Annotated in this window: 17 protein-coding genes and 1 tRNA gene; 2 read left to right on the top strand and 16 right to left on the bottom strand. The window is 68.0% G+C overall.

Annotated features, from left to right (window positions below; genetic code table 11):
• Positions 1–15: 15 nt before the first annotated feature.
• Together CAL15_RS12150 and CAL15_RS12155 are read right to left on the bottom strand one after the other, a co-directional pair.
• Positions 16–1,386: a heavy metal sensor histidine kinase gene (locus CAL15_RS12150; RefSeq protein WP_086078820.1), complete on the bottom strand. Its 1,371-nt coding sequence runs from the start codon at positions 1,384–1,386 to the stop codon at positions 16–18.
• Positions 1,383–2,081: a heavy metal response regulator transcription factor gene (locus CAL15_RS12155; RefSeq protein WP_086078821.1), complete on the bottom strand. Its 699-nt coding sequence runs from the start codon at positions 2,079–2,081 to the stop codon at positions 1,383–1,385. The genes CAL15_RS12150 and CAL15_RS12155 overlap by 4 nt, the downstream gene beginning before the upstream one ends.
• Positions 2,082–2,466: 385 nt before the next feature.
• On the opposite strand from CAL15_RS12155, the gene CAL15_RS12160 reads away from it, so the two are divergent.
• On the top strand, positions 2,467–2,781 hold the full coding sequence (locus CAL15_RS12160; RefSeq protein WP_086078822.1) for a hypothetical protein: 315 nt from the start codon (positions 2,467–2,469) through the stop codon (positions 2,779–2,781).
• A gap of 19 nt (positions 2,782–2,800) precedes the next feature.
• Here CAL15_RS12160 and CAL15_RS12165 read toward each other — a convergent pair.
• A tRNA-Arg gene (locus CAL15_RS12165) sits at positions 2,801–2,877 on the bottom strand.
• Positions 2,878–3,021: 144 nt separating this feature from the next.
• On the opposite strand from CAL15_RS12165, the gene CAL15_RS12170 reads away from it, so the two are divergent.
• Positions 3,022–4,329 carry a phospholipase A gene (locus CAL15_RS12170; RefSeq protein WP_086078823.1) on the top strand — a complete coding sequence of 436 codons (1,308 nt, stop codon included), beginning with the start codon at positions 3,022–3,024 and terminating at the stop codon, positions 4,327–4,329.
• Between the two features lie 52 nt (positions 4,330–4,381).
• On the opposite strand, the gene CAL15_RS12175 is transcribed toward CAL15_RS12170, so the two are convergent.
• From CAL15_RS12175 to CAL15_RS12235, 13 genes are all read right to left on the bottom strand, one after another.
• On the bottom strand, positions 4,382–5,116 hold the full coding sequence (locus CAL15_RS12175; protein WP_086078824.1) for a flagellar brake protein: 735 nt from the start codon (positions 5,114–5,116) through the stop codon (positions 4,382–4,384).
• Positions 5,117–5,311: 195 nt separating this feature from the next.
• A complete protein-coding gene (locus CAL15_RS12180; RefSeq protein WP_086078825.1) occupies positions 5,312–6,046 on the bottom strand; it encodes a flagellar brake protein in 735 nt (244 codons plus the stop codon).
• Positions 6,047–6,274: 228 nt separating this feature from the next.
• Positions 6,275–6,877 carry a glutathione S-transferase gene (locus tag CAL15_RS12185; protein WP_086078826.1) on the bottom strand — a complete coding sequence of 201 codons (603 nt, stop codon included), beginning with the start codon at positions 6,875–6,877 and terminating at the stop codon, positions 6,275–6,277.
• A 29-nt stretch (positions 6,878–6,906) separates the two neighbouring features.
• Entirely contained in the window at positions 6,907–8,106 is a 1,200-nt protein-coding gene (locus CAL15_RS12190; RefSeq protein ID WP_086078827.1) for a class I SAM-dependent rRNA methyltransferase, read from the bottom strand.
• 137 nt (positions 8,107–8,243) lie between these two features.
• Positions 8,244–9,179, bottom strand: coding sequence for a DNA/RNA non-specific endonuclease (locus CAL15_RS12195; RefSeq protein WP_157666651.1), 936 nt, complete (start codon positions 9,177–9,179; stop codon positions 8,244–8,246).
• Positions 9,180–9,326: 147 nt separating this feature from the next.
• Positions 9,327–9,569 carry a hypothetical protein gene (locus CAL15_RS12200; RefSeq protein ID WP_086078829.1) on the bottom strand — a complete coding sequence of 81 codons (243 nt, stop codon included), beginning with the start codon at positions 9,567–9,569 and terminating at the stop codon, positions 9,327–9,329.
• Between the two features lie 9 nt (positions 9,570–9,578).
• The gene (locus CAL15_RS12205; protein WP_086078830.1) at positions 9,579–11,078 is read right to left on the bottom strand and encodes a S8 family serine peptidase; all 1,500 of its coding nucleotides are present in this window, start codon (positions 11,076–11,078) and stop codon (positions 9,579–9,581) included.
• Between the two features lie 126 nt (positions 11,079–11,204).
• Positions 11,205–11,924 (bottom strand): GntR family transcriptional regulator, encoded by a 720-nt coding sequence (locus CAL15_RS12210; RefSeq protein WP_198299036.1) that lies wholly within the window; start codon positions 11,922–11,924, stop codon positions 11,205–11,207.
• Between the two features lie 55 nt (positions 11,925–11,979).
• Positions 11,980–13,389, bottom strand: coding sequence for an AtzE family amidohydrolase (locus CAL15_RS12215; protein ID WP_086078832.1), 1,410 nt, complete (start codon positions 13,387–13,389; stop codon positions 11,980–11,982).
• Positions 13,386–13,595: a DUF4089 domain-containing protein gene (locus tag CAL15_RS12220; RefSeq protein ID WP_086078833.1), complete on the bottom strand. Its 210-nt coding sequence runs from the start codon at positions 13,593–13,595 to the stop codon at positions 13,386–13,388. The genes CAL15_RS12215 and CAL15_RS12220 overlap by 4 nt, the downstream gene beginning before the upstream one ends.
• The gene (locus CAL15_RS12225; RefSeq protein ID WP_086078834.1) at positions 13,592–14,413 is read right to left on the bottom strand and encodes an ABC transporter ATP-binding protein; all 822 of its coding nucleotides are present in this window, start codon (positions 14,411–14,413) and stop codon (positions 13,592–13,594) included. Before CAL15_RS12225 ends, CAL15_RS12220 begins: the two co-directional genes overlap by 4 nt.
• Positions 14,414–14,415: 2 nt before the next feature.
• Positions 14,416–15,255, bottom strand: coding sequence for an ABC transporter permease (locus tag CAL15_RS12230; protein ID WP_086078835.1), 840 nt, complete (start codon positions 15,253–15,255; stop codon positions 14,416–14,418).
• A 2-nt stretch (positions 15,256–15,257) separates the two neighbouring features.
• Complete coding sequence (locus tag CAL15_RS12235; protein WP_086078836.1) at positions 15,258–16,271, bottom strand: ABC transporter substrate-binding protein; 1,014 nt, start codon at positions 16,269–16,271, stop codon at positions 15,258–15,260.
• Between the last annotated feature and the right edge of the window lie 436 nt (positions 16,272–16,707).

The following is a 16,707-nucleotide window of genomic DNA, read 5'->3' on the forward strand; positions in this document are numbered from 1 at the left end:
CCGCGCCCGCCGGCCTCATGGCGCCATGAGGATCCGGAAGCCGAAGGTGTTCATGCCGTTCTCGCTCTTCACCAGCACGTCGCCGCCATGCATCCTGGCGATGGCGCGCACGATGGACAATCCCAGGCCATGGTGCGCGCCGCTGCGCGTGCGAGCGGCGTCCGCCCGATAGAAGCGTTCGAACAGACGGTGCTGCTGTTCGGGCGGAATGGGGTCGCCCTGGTCGGTCACCGCGACCACGGCGTGCTGCTGCTCCACCGATATCGACACGGTCACGGTGGAGCGCGCATGCGCATATCGCGCGCTGTTCGCGATGAGATTGGCCAGCGCGCGATGGAACAGCCTGCGATCCGCGACCGCTTCCGCGTCGCCGCGCAGGACCAGCGTCATCTGCCGTTCGGCAAGCGAGTCTTCGAGATACTCAGCGGTCTTCTCGGCCTCTTCGCGCAAAGAGATATGGCTGAGTTCCGCGGCCCGGTTGTCATTCTCGGCGCACGACAGGAACAGCATGTCGTTGACGATGCTGCTCATGCGCTCCAGTTCTTCCAGGTTCGATGCCAGCAGGTCCTGCATCTCGTCCATGCTGCGGCGCTGGCTCAGCGCGACCTGCGTCTGTCCGATCAGGTTGGTCAGCGGCGTGCGCAACTCGTGGGCCACGTCGGCATTGAAGCCCTCGAGCTGCAGCCAGGCCGCCTCGCGGCGTTCCAGCGAATGGTTGATCGACGCCGCCAGTTCGAGGATCTCGGGAGGGGCGCCGTGCACGCCCAGCCGTTGCCGCGGATCGTGAGGCGGCAGCGCACTGGCCTGGCTGCTGAGCCTGCGCAGGGGCCGCAGCCCCAGCTTGGTGATCCAGTAGCCCAGGATGGCCACCAGCAGGATGCCCAACACAGACGCCGCGCTCATCATGTCCGTGAAGCGTTCCTTGGTCTGCAGGTACGACGTGGAATCCAGCGCCACGACGAAGCGCACGGCCGGCCGCTCGCCCATGGCCTGGATGGTGCGGGCCATGATGCACCATATGCGCTTGGACTCGGTATCGTGCACGAACTTCACGACCTCGTCTTTCGGCAGCTCGCCGTACTTGGGCACCAGCGGCGGCCCATGGCGCCAGCGCGGGTCGTCGGAAAGCACCCAATAGCGCAGCCGTCCGCTTTCCTGCATGCCGTTCAGCTTGCCCCGCGTGGCGCGCCACTCCTCGTCCGTGCCGCGCTCCGACAGCATCGGATCCAGCAGGACGTGCTGGTACGTGAGCTCGCCCTGGATCTGTCCGCGCACCGCCTCGGTGAACACGTGGTACAGCAGCATGGCCACGCTGCCGAACACGACCGCGGCCGTGATCGCGAACATGGCCGCCAGGCGGCCGGCGATGGAGAGCCGGCGGATCATGCCGCGTCGGCGACGGGCAGGCCGGGCCGCGCCTCGAGCACATAGCCCATGCCGCGCACCGTATGCAGCAGCTTGTTCTGGTACGGCGCATCCACCTTGGCGCGCAGCCGCTTGATGGCGACTTCGACCACATTGACGTCGCTGTCGAAGTTCATGTCCCAGACCTGCTCGGCGATCATCAGCTTGGACAGGACCTCGCCCTGGCGCCGTGCCATCAGCGTCAACAGCGAGAACTCCTTGGCCGTCAGCTCCAGCCGCTGTCCCGCCCGCGTGGCCCGGCGGGCCAGCAGGTCGATGACCAGGTCGTCGACGAACAGCACCGTGGCTTCCAGCGTTTCGCTGCGCCGGCGCGTCAGCGCCTGCAGCCGCGCCACGAGCTCGACGAAGGAAAAGGGCTTGGCCAGGTAATCGTCGGCGCCCTTGCGCAGGCCCTCGACGCGGTCGTGCACGGCGCCTCGCGCGGACAGCATGATCACGGGGGTCGATTTCTGGCGGCGCAGGCTGTCCAGCACGGCGTGGCCGTTCATGCCGGGCAGCATCAGGTCCAGCACGATCGCGTCGTAGTCGAACTCGAGCGCGTAGTGCAGCCCGTCCGTGCCGGTGGCCGCCGTATCCACGGTATAGCCCTGTTCCACCAGGCCGCGATGAATGTAGGAGGAGGTCTTCTCCTCGTCTTCGATGATCAGCACTCGCACGAGAGGCTCTCGCTGTTTGATGGGTCCGCCACGGAACCGCTGTCTCAGTGGCGGACTGTAAGGATTGGACCGGGTCGGCCGGCTGTCAGCCGGCTGACATTTCTGTCAGGAACGAAAGACGGCCAGCCTTTGCGATGCCTGCGCCAAGTACGGCCGCTGGCGGCGCGTTGTGCAGACACTGACCGCGCCCCCATCCCGAAGTTTAGTCGGGCCGCGCGGCATGCGATCCGCCACGTTTACAAGTTCGGAACAACCCTGACAGGAATGACCGGAACGCGTCAAGGTCGGGTCCGGCGCAGGTCCCTAGAGTGCATGCATGGACGGCGAACTGCCTGAACCCAGGCAGGCCCAGGCGTCCTGTTCAACCAACCCAGCGAGGTAGACCATGCAGAAAGCCCAGACCATCAAGAAGCTCGTACCCATCGCCGCCCTGTCGGTGCTGGCCGTCCTCGGCGCCGCCCAGGCGCAAGAGGCCACCGTCGTGCCCCAGAGCACCAGCAACCTGACGCGCGAAGAAGTGATGCAGGACCAGCGCGCGTGGCGCGAGTCGGGGATGGATGAAGTGTGGCAAAGCGAGCAGACGCCCGACATCGACAGCCCGCAGTATCGCGCGCAGTATGCGCAATACCAGCGCCTGGTCGAACACCACGGCGCGCCGAGCCAGTCCGCTGCGCGTCCGACGACGGAGCCGCGAGGCTGATTCCGGCCGCAGTCTTCGATGGCCCGCCCTACACGATTCGAACGTGTGACCGCTCGCTTAGAAGGCGAGTGCTCTATCCAACTGAGCTAAGGGCGGCCGAAGCAAAATTGCGGCGCCTATTATAGGCGGCAACGCGCCATGTCTCGGCAGCGTGTTGCCAGCCATACTTACAGGCCGTTGCAAGGCGTTTACAGGCGGGTTGATACAGTGCAGCGTCTTTGCATTCCTACCCTGCCCGCCATGCGTACCCTAGCTATTTCCGCTTTCCGCTCGCGCCAGGCCTGGCGCCGTACCCTGGTTGCCGCGGCACTGGCCGCGGCCGCCTCGTCCGCCGCGGCGGGCGTCACGTATCGGCTGGACCGCCCGGCCGCCGCCCCCGGCGAGACCGTGCAGCTCCAGGCCATCTACTTCAACGACGGCGACGCCGCCGTCCGTTGGGGCGCGCCGCGCGAACTGGTGCTGCAATGGCGCGACGGCGCGGGCGGCATCGTGCGTACCGTGGCGACGCTGCCCGGCGAGTCGGCCATCCTCAGCATCCCAGTCAACAACTTCGCGCGCGTCAACTGGAACGTCGTGGTTCCCGCGCAGGCGCGCGGCATGCAGGCCGTGTCCATCGAAGGCGAACCCGCCCTGCTCGCGCTGGAAGCCACCGGCCCCAACGGCGCGCCCGCGATAGCGGCGGCCCCGGCCAACGTGCCGGTGGTGGACGCGCGCAGCGGCGAGCCGCTGCCGCCCGCCGAGGTCACGCAGATCGGCGCCTCGCCGGCCGGCGGCCCGGCGCCGCAGGCCGCGGTGGCCGGACGCTCGTCGCCCGACGGACACTCGGCCTTCGATGGGTTCCGCAGCGCCCTTTCGGCCTATCAGCCCTCGTACTTCGTGGTGGGCACGCGCGAGCGCACCAGCGCGCGCTTCCAGCTCAGCGCGAAATACAGGCTGTTCACGCCGCCCAGCGATCGCCCCGCGCGCTTCTCCGAGAACTTCTACCTGGGCTACACGCAGACGTCGCTGTGGGACCTCGAAAGCGATTCGCGGCCGTTCGTGGACACGACGTTCAACCCCAGCATCTTCTGGCTGTCGGACAATATCTGGGAATCGGGCAACCGCAACTGGCGCGTGGGCATGAACACGGGCCTGGAGCACGCCTCCAACGGCAAGGACGGAGACGACTCGCGCTCGATCAACGACGCCTACATCCAGCCTTCGCTGAACTATCGCTTCGACAGCGGCAGCACGCTGTCCTTCGCGCCCAAGATCAAGGCCTATGTCAGCAAGGGAGACGAGAACGAGGACTATGCCGACTACGCCGGCTACGTGGACTGGAACCTGCGCTGGGAACAGGACAACGGTCCTGTGGTCTCGGCCATGTATCGCCAGGGCGACCAGCGCCGCCGCACCACGCAGCTCGACGTGGCCTGGCCGCTGCGTTCGTGGTTCGACCTGAACGGCTACGTGCACCTGCAGTACTTCAACGGCTACGGCGAGACGCTGCTGGGCTATAACGAGCGCCACAAGTCGCAGTTCCGCATCGGGCTGTCCATCGTTCCCTGATGCCGGCGCGCGGCGCGGCGCGACGGCCGCGCCGTGCAATGCCTTCACCGCATCATGACAGGCCGCGCTGGCGCGCGATCTGTTCGCGCTGCAGCACGTTCACGTACGACTGGATGCGCATCTCGTTCATGCGGTCGAGTTCGTCGAACAGGCATCCCACGCGACGCACCTTGCCACCCAAGGCCAGCACCTCGTCACGGTGGTGGACCACGCGCAGCGTCAGGTCCAGCGCTTCCATTTCAGGCAGCTTCAAGCGCGCGCGATACGGCGTGCCGGGCGCGGCGGGCAGCGACCGCGAAGTGTCCACCAGTGCGATGCCGGTAGCGCTGAGATCGCGTACCTGCAACCGGAACGGCGTCTTGCGCTGGCCCTGCGAGGGCCACAGTTCGCAGCTGACCGGATGCGCGGAGGGAATGTCGACGCGGAACGTATCGCGGCGCTGCGCGTAGCTTGCCGTGGCAGGCAGATGCGAATGCAGGGCGGGACGCCCCGAATAATTCACCAGCGACACGCCCGGCGTTTCGAATGCCAGGCCGATCTGGTCGCGCGGCGCTTCGAAAGTGACCGCGCCACCGCGCACCAGCCGCTGGTCCACGTCCTCTTCCCCCACGGCATCCACCAGTAGCGTATTGGTGGCGGCATTGGCGTACAGCACCGTGGTCACGCCAGTGGCGGGATCCTCGGCGAGGGACATCGTCAGCGGCACGCGCTGCGCGCGGACCAGTTCGAGCAGGCTGACGATTTCAGTGGCAGAGCTTGCCAGGCGCGATGTAGACGGCAGATCCATACGGGTCCTCGGAACAGACGAGACGCGAACTGCGCGGCCTGTCGGCACACCGTGGACATCGAATTCATCGCGGCCACGACGGGCCGTTCACGCAGCCTGGGCGTCGATGCGCCGGGATGCTATCAAACCGTTTCGATCATTTTTTTGACAGGCGCGAGGGAATGCGCCGCGCCTGTCGCCCCGGCTGACGCGGGATCAGGACATGCCGCGATGCCGCGAAATCTGCTCGCGCTGCAACAGGTTGACGTACGCCTGGATGCGGATGCTGGTCGAGCCGTCGAGCCGCTCGAACTGGCAACCCACGCGGCGCGCCATGCCGCCCTTGGCGAGTTCGTCGTCGTGGTGGTGGACCACGCGCAGCTTCAGTTCGAACGTGCCGATGCCGGGCAGCTCGAGGTTGGCGCGATACACCGAGCCCGGCGCCACGTTGATGGCCATGGCGGGATCGGCCAGGGCCAGCCCCGTGGAGCTGATGTCGCGGACCGTGAGGCGCAGCGGAGCCGAATCGTAATCGTGCTCGGGCCACATTTCGCAGATGGCCGGCTGCTGAGTGGGGATGTCCATGCGGAAATTGTCGCGGCGCTGGACGTAGGTGGCGCTGTCGGGCAGACGCGAATACAGCGCGGGCCGGCCGTCGTAATCGCGGATCGTGACGCCCGAGGTCTCGAAGCCCAGGCTGATCTGGTCGATGTTGGCCTCGAACACCACGCGGCCCCCGCTGACCAGGCGGTGGTTCAGGTCGACGTCCTGGGCGGCGTCGAGTATCAGCGTGTCGGTGGCCGCATCAGCGTGCAGCACGGTCGTCAGTCCGTTGACCGGCCGGCCGGGGATTCGCATCATCACCAAGGCCTGGCGGGTTTGCGCCACTTTCAGCAGGCGCGCGATCTCGAGCGCGGAATTGATCGAATAGAACTGGTCGGAGTCGTCCATGAGGGCAACCTGGAAGCAGGGATCACGCAGTGCCAAAGGCCGCTTCCGGCCAAAGCGCGGACGCGGCACGCCGGCGCTTGCGCATCCGCCGGCGTATTAAAAAGTAACAACTGACGCGAAATCTTACCAGACGACCCGACGATTTCTGTGACGTTCACCGTTCTTTTATGTAACGCGGCGGCGCGAGCCCGAATGGCCGGAACCGCCGCGCTACAACGAAGTGGACGCCTACTTGGGAAGTGTCGCCTGCATGGAGGGCCGCTCGTTGAACCGGGCGAACCAGGCAGCCGTGGCGGGATGGCCGGCGCGCCAGTCCAGTTGGGGGAATCGGAAGTCCAGGTAGCCCAGCGCGCATCCCACGCTGATGGCACCGATGTCCAGCCGGTCGCCCAGCGCGGGCGCGGTTTCCTCGAAACGCGCCAGGGCGCTCGAGATCTTTTCCATCTGGCCGCGCGTCCAGTCGGTCCAGCGCAGCGCTTCGGGACGCGCGTTGCCTTCATAGCGAATCAGCAGCGCGGCATCCAGCAGGCCGTCGGCCAGCGCCTGCAGGGTCAGCGCCTGCCACCGCGCCGCGCCGGCCGGGAACAGCTTGCCGGCGCCTTGCGCGTCCAGGTATTCGCATATGACGCGGCTGTCGTACATGGCCTCGCCCGCGTCGTTGACCAGCGTGGGCACCTTGCCCAGCGGGTTCGCCGCCACGACGGTCTGGTCGCGATTGACCGGATTGGCCGCGCTGGGCAATTGCTCGATGCGGTCGGCCAGGCCGGCCTCGTGTGCCACGACCATGCATTTGCGCACGTAGGGTGATGCGGGCGAGAAAAACAGCTTCATGACGCAGTCTCCAGGTGGGAAAGTCTTGTTCAGATGCGTTGCAGCCACAAACCCTTCAGGTATTCGCCTTCCGGAAAGCCGGCCAGCATGGGATGGTCCGCGCCCGCCCCCAGCCGTCCCAGGATGCGCACGTCGGCCCCCGCATCGGCGGCCGCATCGGCCACGATCTTCTGGAACAGCGGCGCGCCGATGGCTCCCGAACACGAGTACGTGGCCAGCAGGCCGCCGGGGCGCAGCAGTTTGAGCCCGGACAGATTGATGTCCTTGTAGGCCCGCGCCGCCCGGTCGACGTGCTGCTGCGACGGCGCCAGCTTGGGCGGATCGAGCACGATCAGGTCGAAGCTCTGGCCGTCCTGGTGCAGCGACCGCAGGGTGCGGAACGCGTCGGCATCCAGCCACTGCGCCCGCTGCGAATCGAAACCATTGGCCAGCACGTTGGCGCGCGCATGGGCCAGGGCCTCGCCGGACGAATCGATGGACAGCACGCTGCGCGCCTCGCCTTTCAACGCGGCCAGCGAAAACCCGCCCGTGTAGCAGAAGCAGTTCAGCACATCGCGCCCGGCCGAATTCCGCGCGATCAACGCGCGGCTGTCGCGCTGGTCGATGTAGAAGCCCGTTTTGTGGCCCTTGCGCACGTCCACCTGATAACGCACCCCGCCTTCGTCGACCAGCAGCAGTTCGGGCGGCTCGTCGCCCGCCAGCAAGCCGGTGGTCTGCTCCAGGCCTTCCTTCTCGCGTATGGACACGTCCGAGCGTTCGTAGACGTGCGCGCAGCCTGTCTCGCGCACCAACGCGTCGACGATGGGGCCTTTCCAGGCTTCCACGCCCACCGCCATGAACTGGCAGACCAGTTGCTGGCGGCCGCCGTCGACGGATCGGTAATGATCGACCACCAGGCCCGGCAGGCCGTCGGCCTCGCCGAACACCAGGCGCACCGCGCCGGTGCCGCAGACCTGCGCGGCGCGATAGGCGAGCGCCCGCTGGATGCGGCGCTTGAAGAATGCATGATCGACGGGCTCGGCCTCGTCGAAGGTCCATACCCGGGCGCGGATCGCCGAATGGGGACTGTAGGCGGCGCGCGCCAGGAAGCGGCCGTCGTGGCCGATCAGGGAAACCGTGGCGCCCGGGGATACGCGTCCTTCCACGCGGTCCACCGCGCCGGCGAACAACCAGGGATGCCGATGCAACAGCGAACGCTCTTTGCCCGGCTTGAGAATCAACCTGCCCATGCGGCCTTGCGGATGATTGGGCCTGCCGATGCCGGCCGGTCCGTATGAAGAAGGAGAACGGCGCGCGGCCGAGACATCGCCGGCCGCGCGCCGCGGCGATCGTATCACGCCCCCTGCGGCGGGCGTCGGGACTACCGCTACGCTAGCATGATGTCGCGCACGTCGCGCAGGGCGGCCGCGAAATCGAGGCCGGCGCCCGCCAGCACGTCGCGCTCCGCCAGATCCGGAAACGTCAGTCCGGCCAACGCCTCGATGGCCGCCAGCGGGCGCTGCTGGTGCTCGAAGTCGCCGAACACGAAAGCGGGCCGCAGGTCGGCGACGGCCTTGGCCTGCGAGGCCAGGTAGGCGGTGGCCGTCAGTTCGCCGGTCCCGTCGTGCACGAAAGCCACCACCTTCCAGAATCGCACCGGCACGCGCACGCCGTGCACGACAGGATCGTCCTCGGCGTATACCGGCCCGGTGAACACGCTGATGCGCATCCGGTCGGCATGGGCGTTCTCGAGAATGTAGTCCTCGATGCCGCCCCACACGCCGCCGTTGAAGCGCTGCACCTGCGGTGCGGCGTTGGTGGCATGGAAGGTATCCGCGTCGGCCCGGACGGCGACCTTCCTGCTTCCCCAGTTCGGGTCCTGGCGGCGCGTCATGTGGCCGCGGCTGAAATAGCCGCGATTCTCCGCGCCGTAGACTTCGCGCAAGATCTGATACTGCTGCGGAATGCGCGGGTCGTACTTCCACACATTGCTGCGCGGAACCGACACCGCCTTGGCGCCGTCGACATTGCACGCGCTGTAGATCGGCAGGCGGCGCGACTTGGACACGGCTGTCGAGAAATGCGTGTAGGGCAGCACGTGCGTCGTGGCGCCGCGCCAGCTGTGCGTGGCGGCGTCGCGCTGCAGCGCCTTGCCCAGCACGGGCAGCGCCACCGGCATTAGCGGATCGATGAAGTCGGGCGCGTAGCCCTCGCGATCGTCATAGCTCTCGACCGGATCGGGCGTCGCGTCCACCCGTTTGGCATCGAGTTCGGCGATCGGCGCGAACCGGAATCGCGGGGTCGTCTTGCGTGCAGATGCCATGCTGAGCCGCCTCTGATTGCAACGATCCCGGCCTTTCCGGGGCTCGGATTGACGGGATACCCCGATGACCGGGCGACTTGCCGGTGAGACCCGCCAGGCGGGCCGCATGAAAAAGCCCGTTGACCGGGCTTCTTGAAGAGTGCCCGCCTAGGCGGGCTGCTTGATCCGCTTGTGCGGCGGCCGGATGCGGACGCTACGCTCGGGAGAGAAGGTCCAGAGTTCTAGCCGGTCGAGCGCGGCGGCGATCTCGGCCTCGGCGCCGTCCACGAGGATGGAACCGGGTATCTGTTCGATGACCTTGGCGTGCTTGTTCAGGGACGAGACGAGCCGGCGTTCTTCCTGGCGGGGAGGATCGCGATCGCCCTGATAGCAGATGACGTAGCGGCTCATGAATTCATCCTACACCAAAATTCCCGCCCCCTCAAAGGTGGCGCCGAGCCCCAGCGACCGCGCCGCGTCCAGGGCCAGTTTTACGACCGCATCCGAACGCTTCTGGTTCCGTTCCATGCCGAGTATTTTCGGCGACCGGGCCAGCAGCCGCGCCAGCGTACCCGTGACCGCCGGGCAGGACATCGAGGTGCCGTCCATCACCGCATAACCGCCGGGATAGGTGGACACCACGCCCACCCCCGGCCCGATCAGGGCGATCTCGCTGCCCACGTTGCTGAAATCGGCCACGTAGTCCTTGGGATCCGTGCCGTAGGGCCTGGCCGCGCCGAGCGCCTGGGCGGCATGAGCGGGATAGGCGCCCTTGCGGCCGCAGGCGCTGACGGCCAGCACCTGGCTGTAGCGGCCGGGGTAATCCACCGGTGCACGGAAATCATTGCCGGCCGCGGCGATGCAGACCACGCCCATGGCCCGGGCGCGCTGGATCTCGCGGAGCACGTCGGGCACTTCGCTCTCGCCGCCCAGCGACAGGTTGATCAGGTCGCAGCCGTCGTCCACGGCGTGGCGGATGGCCTTGGCGATGTGAAAGGACGAAGCCGTTTCCTCGTCCTTGCCGAATACCTTGTACACGTGCAGGTCGACGGCCGGCGCGGCGCCGCGCACGCCCCTGCCCGGCTTGCCGCGCCCGGCAATGATGCCGGCCACGTGGGTGCCGTGGCCGATCTGGTCGGTCACGTCCGAAGGCGTCTCGCCCTTCACCACGGTGCGGCCGCGCCGCACGCGCAGGTCGGCATGTTTCGACGCGCCGCTGTCCACGACGCCGACCTTCACGCCGCGTCCGTCGCCATCCTCGCCCACCATGCCGTAATGGCTGCGCAGGTCCGGCTGGGCCAGGTCGATGGGCGGACACTGCACCCGCACGTTTCCGTCCGTCAGCGCCACCCGACGCACATAGCCGGGCCAGTAGCCGGAATCGGGAATCGCCTCCACGGACTCCAGCGTCTTCACTCCCGCCGGAAAGGCCAGCCGCACCACGCCCTTCGCGTTGGTGCGGCCCGTATTGCCCACGCGCTCCGACCTGTCGGTGAATCCCACCACCTCGACGCCTGCCAGCGGCTTGCCGGTAGCGGCATCCGCGACGCTCACCTCCAGCATCTGCTTGCGGCCCGCGGATGCGCCCATCACCGGTCTCACGTCGATGCGACGCATCCACAGCGGCGCCAGGCGCGTGACGGGCACGATGCGCAGCCCGGGATAGTCGCGCTGCAGGGCCAGGCGCTGCGTCGGGTCCAGGGCCAGTAGCACGGTGTCGTTCGGGGCCACGCGGTCCAGCGCCGAGGCCGCCTGCAGCATGGCGGGGCTCGCCGCCGGCCTGGCGGCCGGGCCGCGCGCTGCCATGCGGCTGGCGGAACGAAGAAAGGACTGGCTGCTGCCGGGATCGTCGGTATTCCAGATGTTGACGTTGGGCAGCAATACGAACAGCGAGGAACGCGGGGAATCGGCCTGGGCCACTCTTGCTCTCCTGTCAGTGATGCGACATCGCAGGGGCGACGCATCGTGGCAGCAGGCATTATGCAAAGAGCGGACAGCGGCGTCCGTATCCGTCGGTAAGGATGAAATCCGTGTGACAGCCGCGGCCTATGCGGCGCGGCCTTGCAGGTGAGCGTGGCGGGCCAGGTAGATCTCGTGCAGCGTGATCTTGCGCACCTCGGCCTGGCTGGAGGCGATGTGCGCGCCCAGCAGCCGGCATGCCTCGTCGCCGCGCTGCGCGAGTATCGCGCGCAGGATGCGCGCGTGTTCGTCGTACGTGGCTTCGACGCGCGGCCGCTTCGTGAAGTCCAGGCGCCGGATGATGCGGATGCGGTCCGTCAGCTCGCGATGCACGCGCGTCATCTCGCTGTTGCCCGCGGCCGCCACCAGGGTGCAATGGAACGCCTCGTCCCACGCTCCCACCTGCGCCATGTCCGCGCAACGGTCGCCCGGCGCCACCAGCCAGATCGCGGCCAGTTCGTCGAGCGCGCGGCGGTCGATGCGCGGCGAGGCGGTGCACAGGCGACGCACGGCCTCGGACTCCAGCACCCGGCGCAGGTCATACAGGGCCTCGAACTGCTCGAAGTCGAAGGGCAGCACGCGCCAGCCGCTGCGAAAGAGCACTTCGACGAAGCCTTCCTGCTGCAGCCGGATCAGCGCCTGCCGCACGGGCGTGCGCGATACGCCCAATCGCTCGCTCAATTCGCCCTCGGTGAAGCGGTCGCCCGGCACCAGGCGGAACTCGGCGATGTCGCGCTTGAGCAATGCATAGACGTCGTCCGCGCGCGTACGGTGGACGGACGGCTGCGTCCGCATGGCGAGGGTCATGGCACCGCCCTCGCCCCTGGCGCGCGACATCCGTTCATGGGTCGACCCGCCCCGCTCATCCGGTCACCATCGCCCGCGGCGTACGCATGCCGGCCAGGCCCTCGCGTTCGAGTTGCCACGCCGCGCGCAGCGCGAGGTCTTCGCGCCACGGCGCAGCGATCACCTGCACGCCAAGAGGCAGGCCCTGGGCCGCGGAGGGCCACAGCGGCGCGGCCACCACCGGGCAGCCCGCGAACGACACGGGCTGTGTCAGCAGGCCCATGGCGGCACGGCACGGATACGTGGCGCCGTTCAGGTCCAGCCATTCGGTGCCGATGGGCGTCGCGGGTACCGGTGTAGCCGGGGCCAGCAGCACGTCCCACTCGCGGAACAAGGCATTGACGCGTTCGCGGTAGATGCGGCGGAACCGGTGCGCGCGCGACACCCAGTGCGCGGGCTGCAGTGCGCCGGCGATGAAGCGGTCCACCGACAGCGGCTCGAAGTCGGCGGCGCGCGTGCGCAGTTCGTCGAGGTGCAGGCTGCCGCCCTCGGCGGCGGTGATGATGAAGGCGGCGGACCGGCCCAGCGCGGCGTCGGGCCACTGCACCGTCCGCGTGGCGCCCAGCGCGCCGGCGGCCGCCTGCACGGCCTGGCGGGCCGCCGGTCCGGCGTGCTCGTCGAAGTAGCCGCCGAGCACGGCCACGCGCAAGCCACGGACGCCCTGCTCCAGGTGCGGCGCCGCGGGCTGCACGGCGCGGGCGTGGCAGCCCGGGTCCTGCGCATCGGGCCATTGCAGGGCGTCGTAGGCGCGTGCCAGCAGCTCTGCCGAATCGGCCAGCGGCCCCAGGTGGTCGATGCTGTGCACGAAGGGATACGTGCCGCGCCGCGACAGCCGGCCGAAGGTGGGCTTCAGCCCCCACACGCCGCACAACGAGGCGGGCACGCGTATGGATCCGTTGGTGTCCGATCCCAGCGTCATGGGCACCTGGCCCGCGGCCACGGCGGCGCCGCTGCCGCCCGACGACCCGCCGGCCACGCGCGCGGAATCATGCGGATTGCGCACCGGTCCGTAGTGCGTGTTCTCGGTGGTGAAGCCGTACGCGAACTCGTCCATGTTCAGCGCGCCCAGCAGCACCGCGCCGGCCTCGCGCATGCGGCGCACCAGCACGGCGTCGGTTTCTGCGGGCGCATGGTCGCGGTTGATGCGCGAGCCGGCCAGGGTCACCTCGCCCGCCACGTCGAACAGGTTCTTCACCGCGTAAGGCAGCCCGGCCAACGGCGGCAGCGCGCGGCCAGCGGCGCGATGCGCATCGATGGCGTCCGCCTCATCGCGCGCGCGCCGCCAGGCCTTCAGCGTGAACGCATTGACCTGTGCGTCGGTGGCCTCGATGCGTGCGATGCACTGCTCCAGCCAGTCGCGTGCGCGCAGCGTGCCATCGGCCACGGCCCGCAGCCGGGCCAAGGTGTCCTGCGGCGCGCCGCTCATTGCGGCTCCTGCGGAAACGGCGCCGGGCAATACAGCGCCGCTGGCTCGTCCTCGGGCGCCAGCATCGCGCCGTCCAGCATGGCCGCCATGGCGGCGGTGCGGCCCAGATGGGCGGCCACGCGCTGCACGGCGGGCTCGTCCAGCGGCAGGCTCAGCAGCTCCGCGCTGGCACGCACGTATTGCACGATGGCCGCGTCGTCGCTCACCGGCGCACCTCGCGCTGGAAAATTTCCAGGCTGCGCTTCTTGGCCTGCACGAAGCTGTCCTGCGACAGCGTTTCGACCGTGCGCGGCCGCGCGTCGTCGTAGGAGAGAATCTCGGCCACCTTGGTCGGCCGCTTGGTCAAGAGCAGGATCTGGTCGGCAAGGTAGACGGCTTCCTCCAGGTCGTGCGACACCAGCAGCATGGTGGTGCCGGTCTGCATGAAGACTTCCTGCAGCTTCTCGCGGATGAACAGCGTCATCTCGAAATCCAGCGCGGAGAACGGTTCGTCGAGGAACAGCACTTCGGGACGAGGCGCCAGCGCGCGCATGATCGAGGCGGTCTGCTGCTGTCCGCCGGAGAGTTCGTACGGATAGCGCTTGAGGTCGAACTTCACGTCGAACGACGCCACCAGTTCTTCCATGCGCCGGTCGACCTCGGCCTTGCTCCTGCCTTCCAGCAGCAGCGGATAGGCGATGTTGTCGATGGTGCGCATCCACGGGAACAGCGCCTCGCGGTAGTTCTGGAACACGTAGCCGATGCGCGTGTCCTTCAGCGACTTGCCGTCGAACAGGATCTCGCCGCGGTCGATCGGCACCAGGCCGGCGATCATATTGATCAGCGTGCTCTTGCCGCAGCCGTTCGGGCCGAACACCGAGACGATCTTGCCCTTGGGAATGTCCAGGTCGAAGTTCTCGTACAGCGGCCAGCCGGCGAAGTACTTGGTCAGCCCGCGGATGGTGATGTGCGTGCCCGCGGGCCCCGGCTTGAAGCGCTGCGCCGGCACGTCGGCGAATGCCGGAGGATTGATCACGGTGCTCATGCTTATCTTCCGCTCCAGTGGACCACGCGCCGCTCCAGCAGCAGGAACAGGATGTTCAGCACATAGCCCAGCGCGCCCGCCGCGAGAATCGCGGCGTACATGGTCTTGACGTTGAGCACCTGCTGCGCGTCGATGATGGCGTGGCCCAGGCCGTTCTCGGATCCGATAAACATCTCGGCCACGATGACGATCACCAGCGCCATCGACACCGCGGACCGCAGACCGACGAAACTGGGCTGCAGGCTTTCCCACAGCAACACGTCCTTGAAGATGCGCCAGCGCGATGCGCCCATCACTTTGGCCGCCATCACGCGCTGCTTGCGCGCGTTCATCACGCCATAGGCGCTGTTGAACACCACGATGAGGAACGCGCCGAACGCGGCGATGGCCACCTTGTTGATGTCGCTCACGCCGAAGATGAGCAGGAACAGCGGGATCAGCGCCGACGACGGCGTAGAGCGGAAGAAGTCGATGAGGAACTCGACGCTGCGGTACGCGCGTTCGTTGCTGCCCAGCACCACGCCCAGCGGCATGCCCACCACCGCGGCGACGGCGAAGGCCTGCAGCGTGCGGGCCACCGTCACGGCGAAGTCCGTCAGCAGCGGCCCGCCGGCCAGGCCGGTGACCAGCGCCACCAGCGTGTCGGCCGGGCTGGGCAGCAGGATGGCCTTCACCATCCCGGCGCGCACCACCAGGTCCCAGATGACGAACAGCACGGCCGGCCCGACGAAGGGCAGCAGCCGGTCGCGCAGCGGCGCCTTGGGCGGGGCCGCGTCGGCGGAGGCCGGCGGCGCCCACCCGGGCGCGGCGGCCGCCGTGGCGGAGGTAGCGGACTTGGACATGATCAGGCCTTGTAGAGCAGCGGAGCGACTTCGACCTTGCGCGCGAAGATGCCCTTCTCGGTGAACAGGTCGTAGAACTTCTGGAAGTACGCGACGTCGCTGTCCTTGAACTCGTCGTGCAGCATGTACGCCGCCAGCGGCACTTCCTTGGTCAGTTCGCCTTCGATGGCGGTGTAGCCCTTCATGAACTCGCGCGCCTGATCGGGGTGCTGGCGCACCAGCTCGATGCCGCGCTTGTAGGCCGCGATGTACTTGGCGGTGGCTTCGGGATGCTTCTTGATGAACTCGGTGGTCAGGCTGGCCGCGCCGCCGTGCCAGGGCGCCAGCGGATCGCCCAGGATGTAATGGGCCACCACGCCGGCCTCGAGCACGCGGGTCGTTCCGTTCAGGCGGCCCACCGTGCCGGTGGGTTCCAGCGTATAGGCGCCGTCGACCTGCCCGCTGGCGATGGCGGCCACATGCTGCCCGATGGGCAGCTCGACCACCGTGGCGCCTGTGGCGCCGGCGCGTTCCAGCATGGTCTTGGCCAAGGTCACGTTCTGGATGCCCGGGCCGCTGGCGATGCGCTTGCCCTTCAGCTCGGCTGCCGTCTTGATGGGGCTGTCCTTGGCGACCAGGAATTCCTCGAGCACGTTCTTCGCGTTGCTGGGATTGGTGCAGAAGATCTTGAACAGGCCGGGCTGCGCGATCTCGCCGATGGCCAGATTGGCCGCGCCGGTGCCGTTGGCGCTGCCGTCGCAACGGCCGGCCAGCATGCCTTCCATGACCTGCTGCGCGCCGGCGAACTTCAGCGGCTCGACCTCCAGGCCGGCTTCCTTGAAGTAGCCCTTCTCGACCGCGGCATAGAACGGCAGGCCGGCCGCCACAGGCCAATAGCCGATGCGGATCCTGGGCGCGGACTGCGCGCGCACGAAGGCCGGCGCGGCCAGCGCGCCCAGTGCCGCGGCGCCGGTGATCAGGGTGCGGCGGCGGCCGGCATCCGGCTGGGCGGCGGTCCTGGAAATGCGTTTGTTCATGTAGGGCTCCAAAGGTCGAAGTCAGATGAAGTCGGGAAGGACCGGCGCAATCCCACGTGGGCATGGGCTCCGGCGACGAAGCGCGTGGTACGTGGCCGAGCATGAAATCCAAACTTGTGTACAAGGCGTACAAGCAAAGGCTGTGCCAACTTAGCCGGGACACCCTGCGGCTGGGCGAATGCTTGGACAGTCGAGCGTCGACACAGAGGCCGTTGGCTCTCGAGAGGCATGCGTGAACGCGTTGGGCCGCGCGCGTGAATATCCCCAGGCACGAGCCCGGCACCAGCAACGCCCACGACGCCGCACCATCGCGACGCAGCGCACCACAATGACGCGCCGCATGTCTGCCGCGAGACCTACCGGTTCGGAATAAGAAAAAGCCGGCGCGAGCCGCGCCGGCCTGTCGCGCCGTGCCGATCCGGCACGCGCCCTGTGC

Source organism: Bordetella genomosp. 13, from assembly GCF_002119665.1.
In the GTDB taxonomy this organism is placed as follows: Bacteria; Pseudomonadota; Gammaproteobacteria; order Burkholderiales; family Burkholderiaceae_B; genus Bordetella.

Bases quoted from the DNA above. Each gene is read 5' to 3' on its own strand.
- CAL15_RS12150 (WP_086078820.1), bottom strand. From the start codon at position 1,386: ATGATCCGCCGGCTCTCCATCGCCGGCCGCCTGGCGGCCATGTTCGCG.
- CAL15_RS12160 (WP_086078822.1), top strand. From the start codon at position 2,467: ATGCAGAAAGCCCAGACCATCAAGAAGCTCGTACCCATCGCCGCCCTG.
- CAL15_RS12170 (WP_086078823.1), top strand. From the start codon at position 3,022: ATGCGTACCCTAGCTATTTCCGCTTTCCGCTCGCGCCAGGCCTGGCGC.
- CAL15_RS12175 (WP_086078824.1), bottom strand. From the start codon at position 5,116: ATGGATCTGCCGTCTACATCGCGCCTGGCAAGCTCTGCCACTGAAATC.
- CAL15_RS12180 (WP_086078825.1), bottom strand. From the start codon at position 6,046: ATGGACGACTCCGACCAGTTCTATTCGATCAATTCCGCGCTCGAGATC.
- CAL15_RS12185 (WP_086078826.1), bottom strand. From the start codon at position 6,877: ATGAAGCTGTTTTTCTCGCCCGCATCACCCTACGTGCGCAAATGCATG.
- CAL15_RS12190 (WP_086078827.1), bottom strand. From the start codon at position 8,106: ATGGGCAGGTTGATTCTCAAGCCGGGCAAAGAGCGTTCGCTGTTGCAT.
- CAL15_RS12195 (WP_157666651.1), bottom strand. From the start codon at position 9,179: ATGGCATCTGCACGCAAGACGACCCCGCGATTCCGGTTCGCGCCGATC.
- CAL15_RS12200 (WP_086078829.1), bottom strand. From the start codon at position 9,569: ATGAGCCGCTACGTCATCTGCTATCAGGGCGATCGCGATCCTCCCCGC.
- CAL15_RS12210 (WP_198299036.1), bottom strand. From the start codon at position 11,924: ATGACCCTCGCCATGCGGACGCAGCCGTCCGTCCACCGTACGCGCGCG.
- CAL15_RS12215 (WP_086078832.1), bottom strand. From the start codon at position 13,389: ATGAGCGGCGCGCCGCAGGACACCTTGGCCCGGCTGCGGGCCGTGGCC.
- CAL15_RS12225 (WP_086078834.1), bottom strand. From the start codon at position 14,413: ATGAGCACCGTGATCAATCCTCCGGCATTCGCCGACGTGCCGGCGCAG.
- CAL15_RS12230 (WP_086078835.1), bottom strand. From the start codon at position 15,255: ATGTCCAAGTCCGCTACCTCCGCCACGGCGGCCGCCGCGCCCGGGTGG.
- CAL15_RS12235 (WP_086078836.1), bottom strand. From the start codon at position 16,271: ATGAACAAACGCATTTCCAGGACCGCCGCCCAGCCGGATGCCGGCCGC.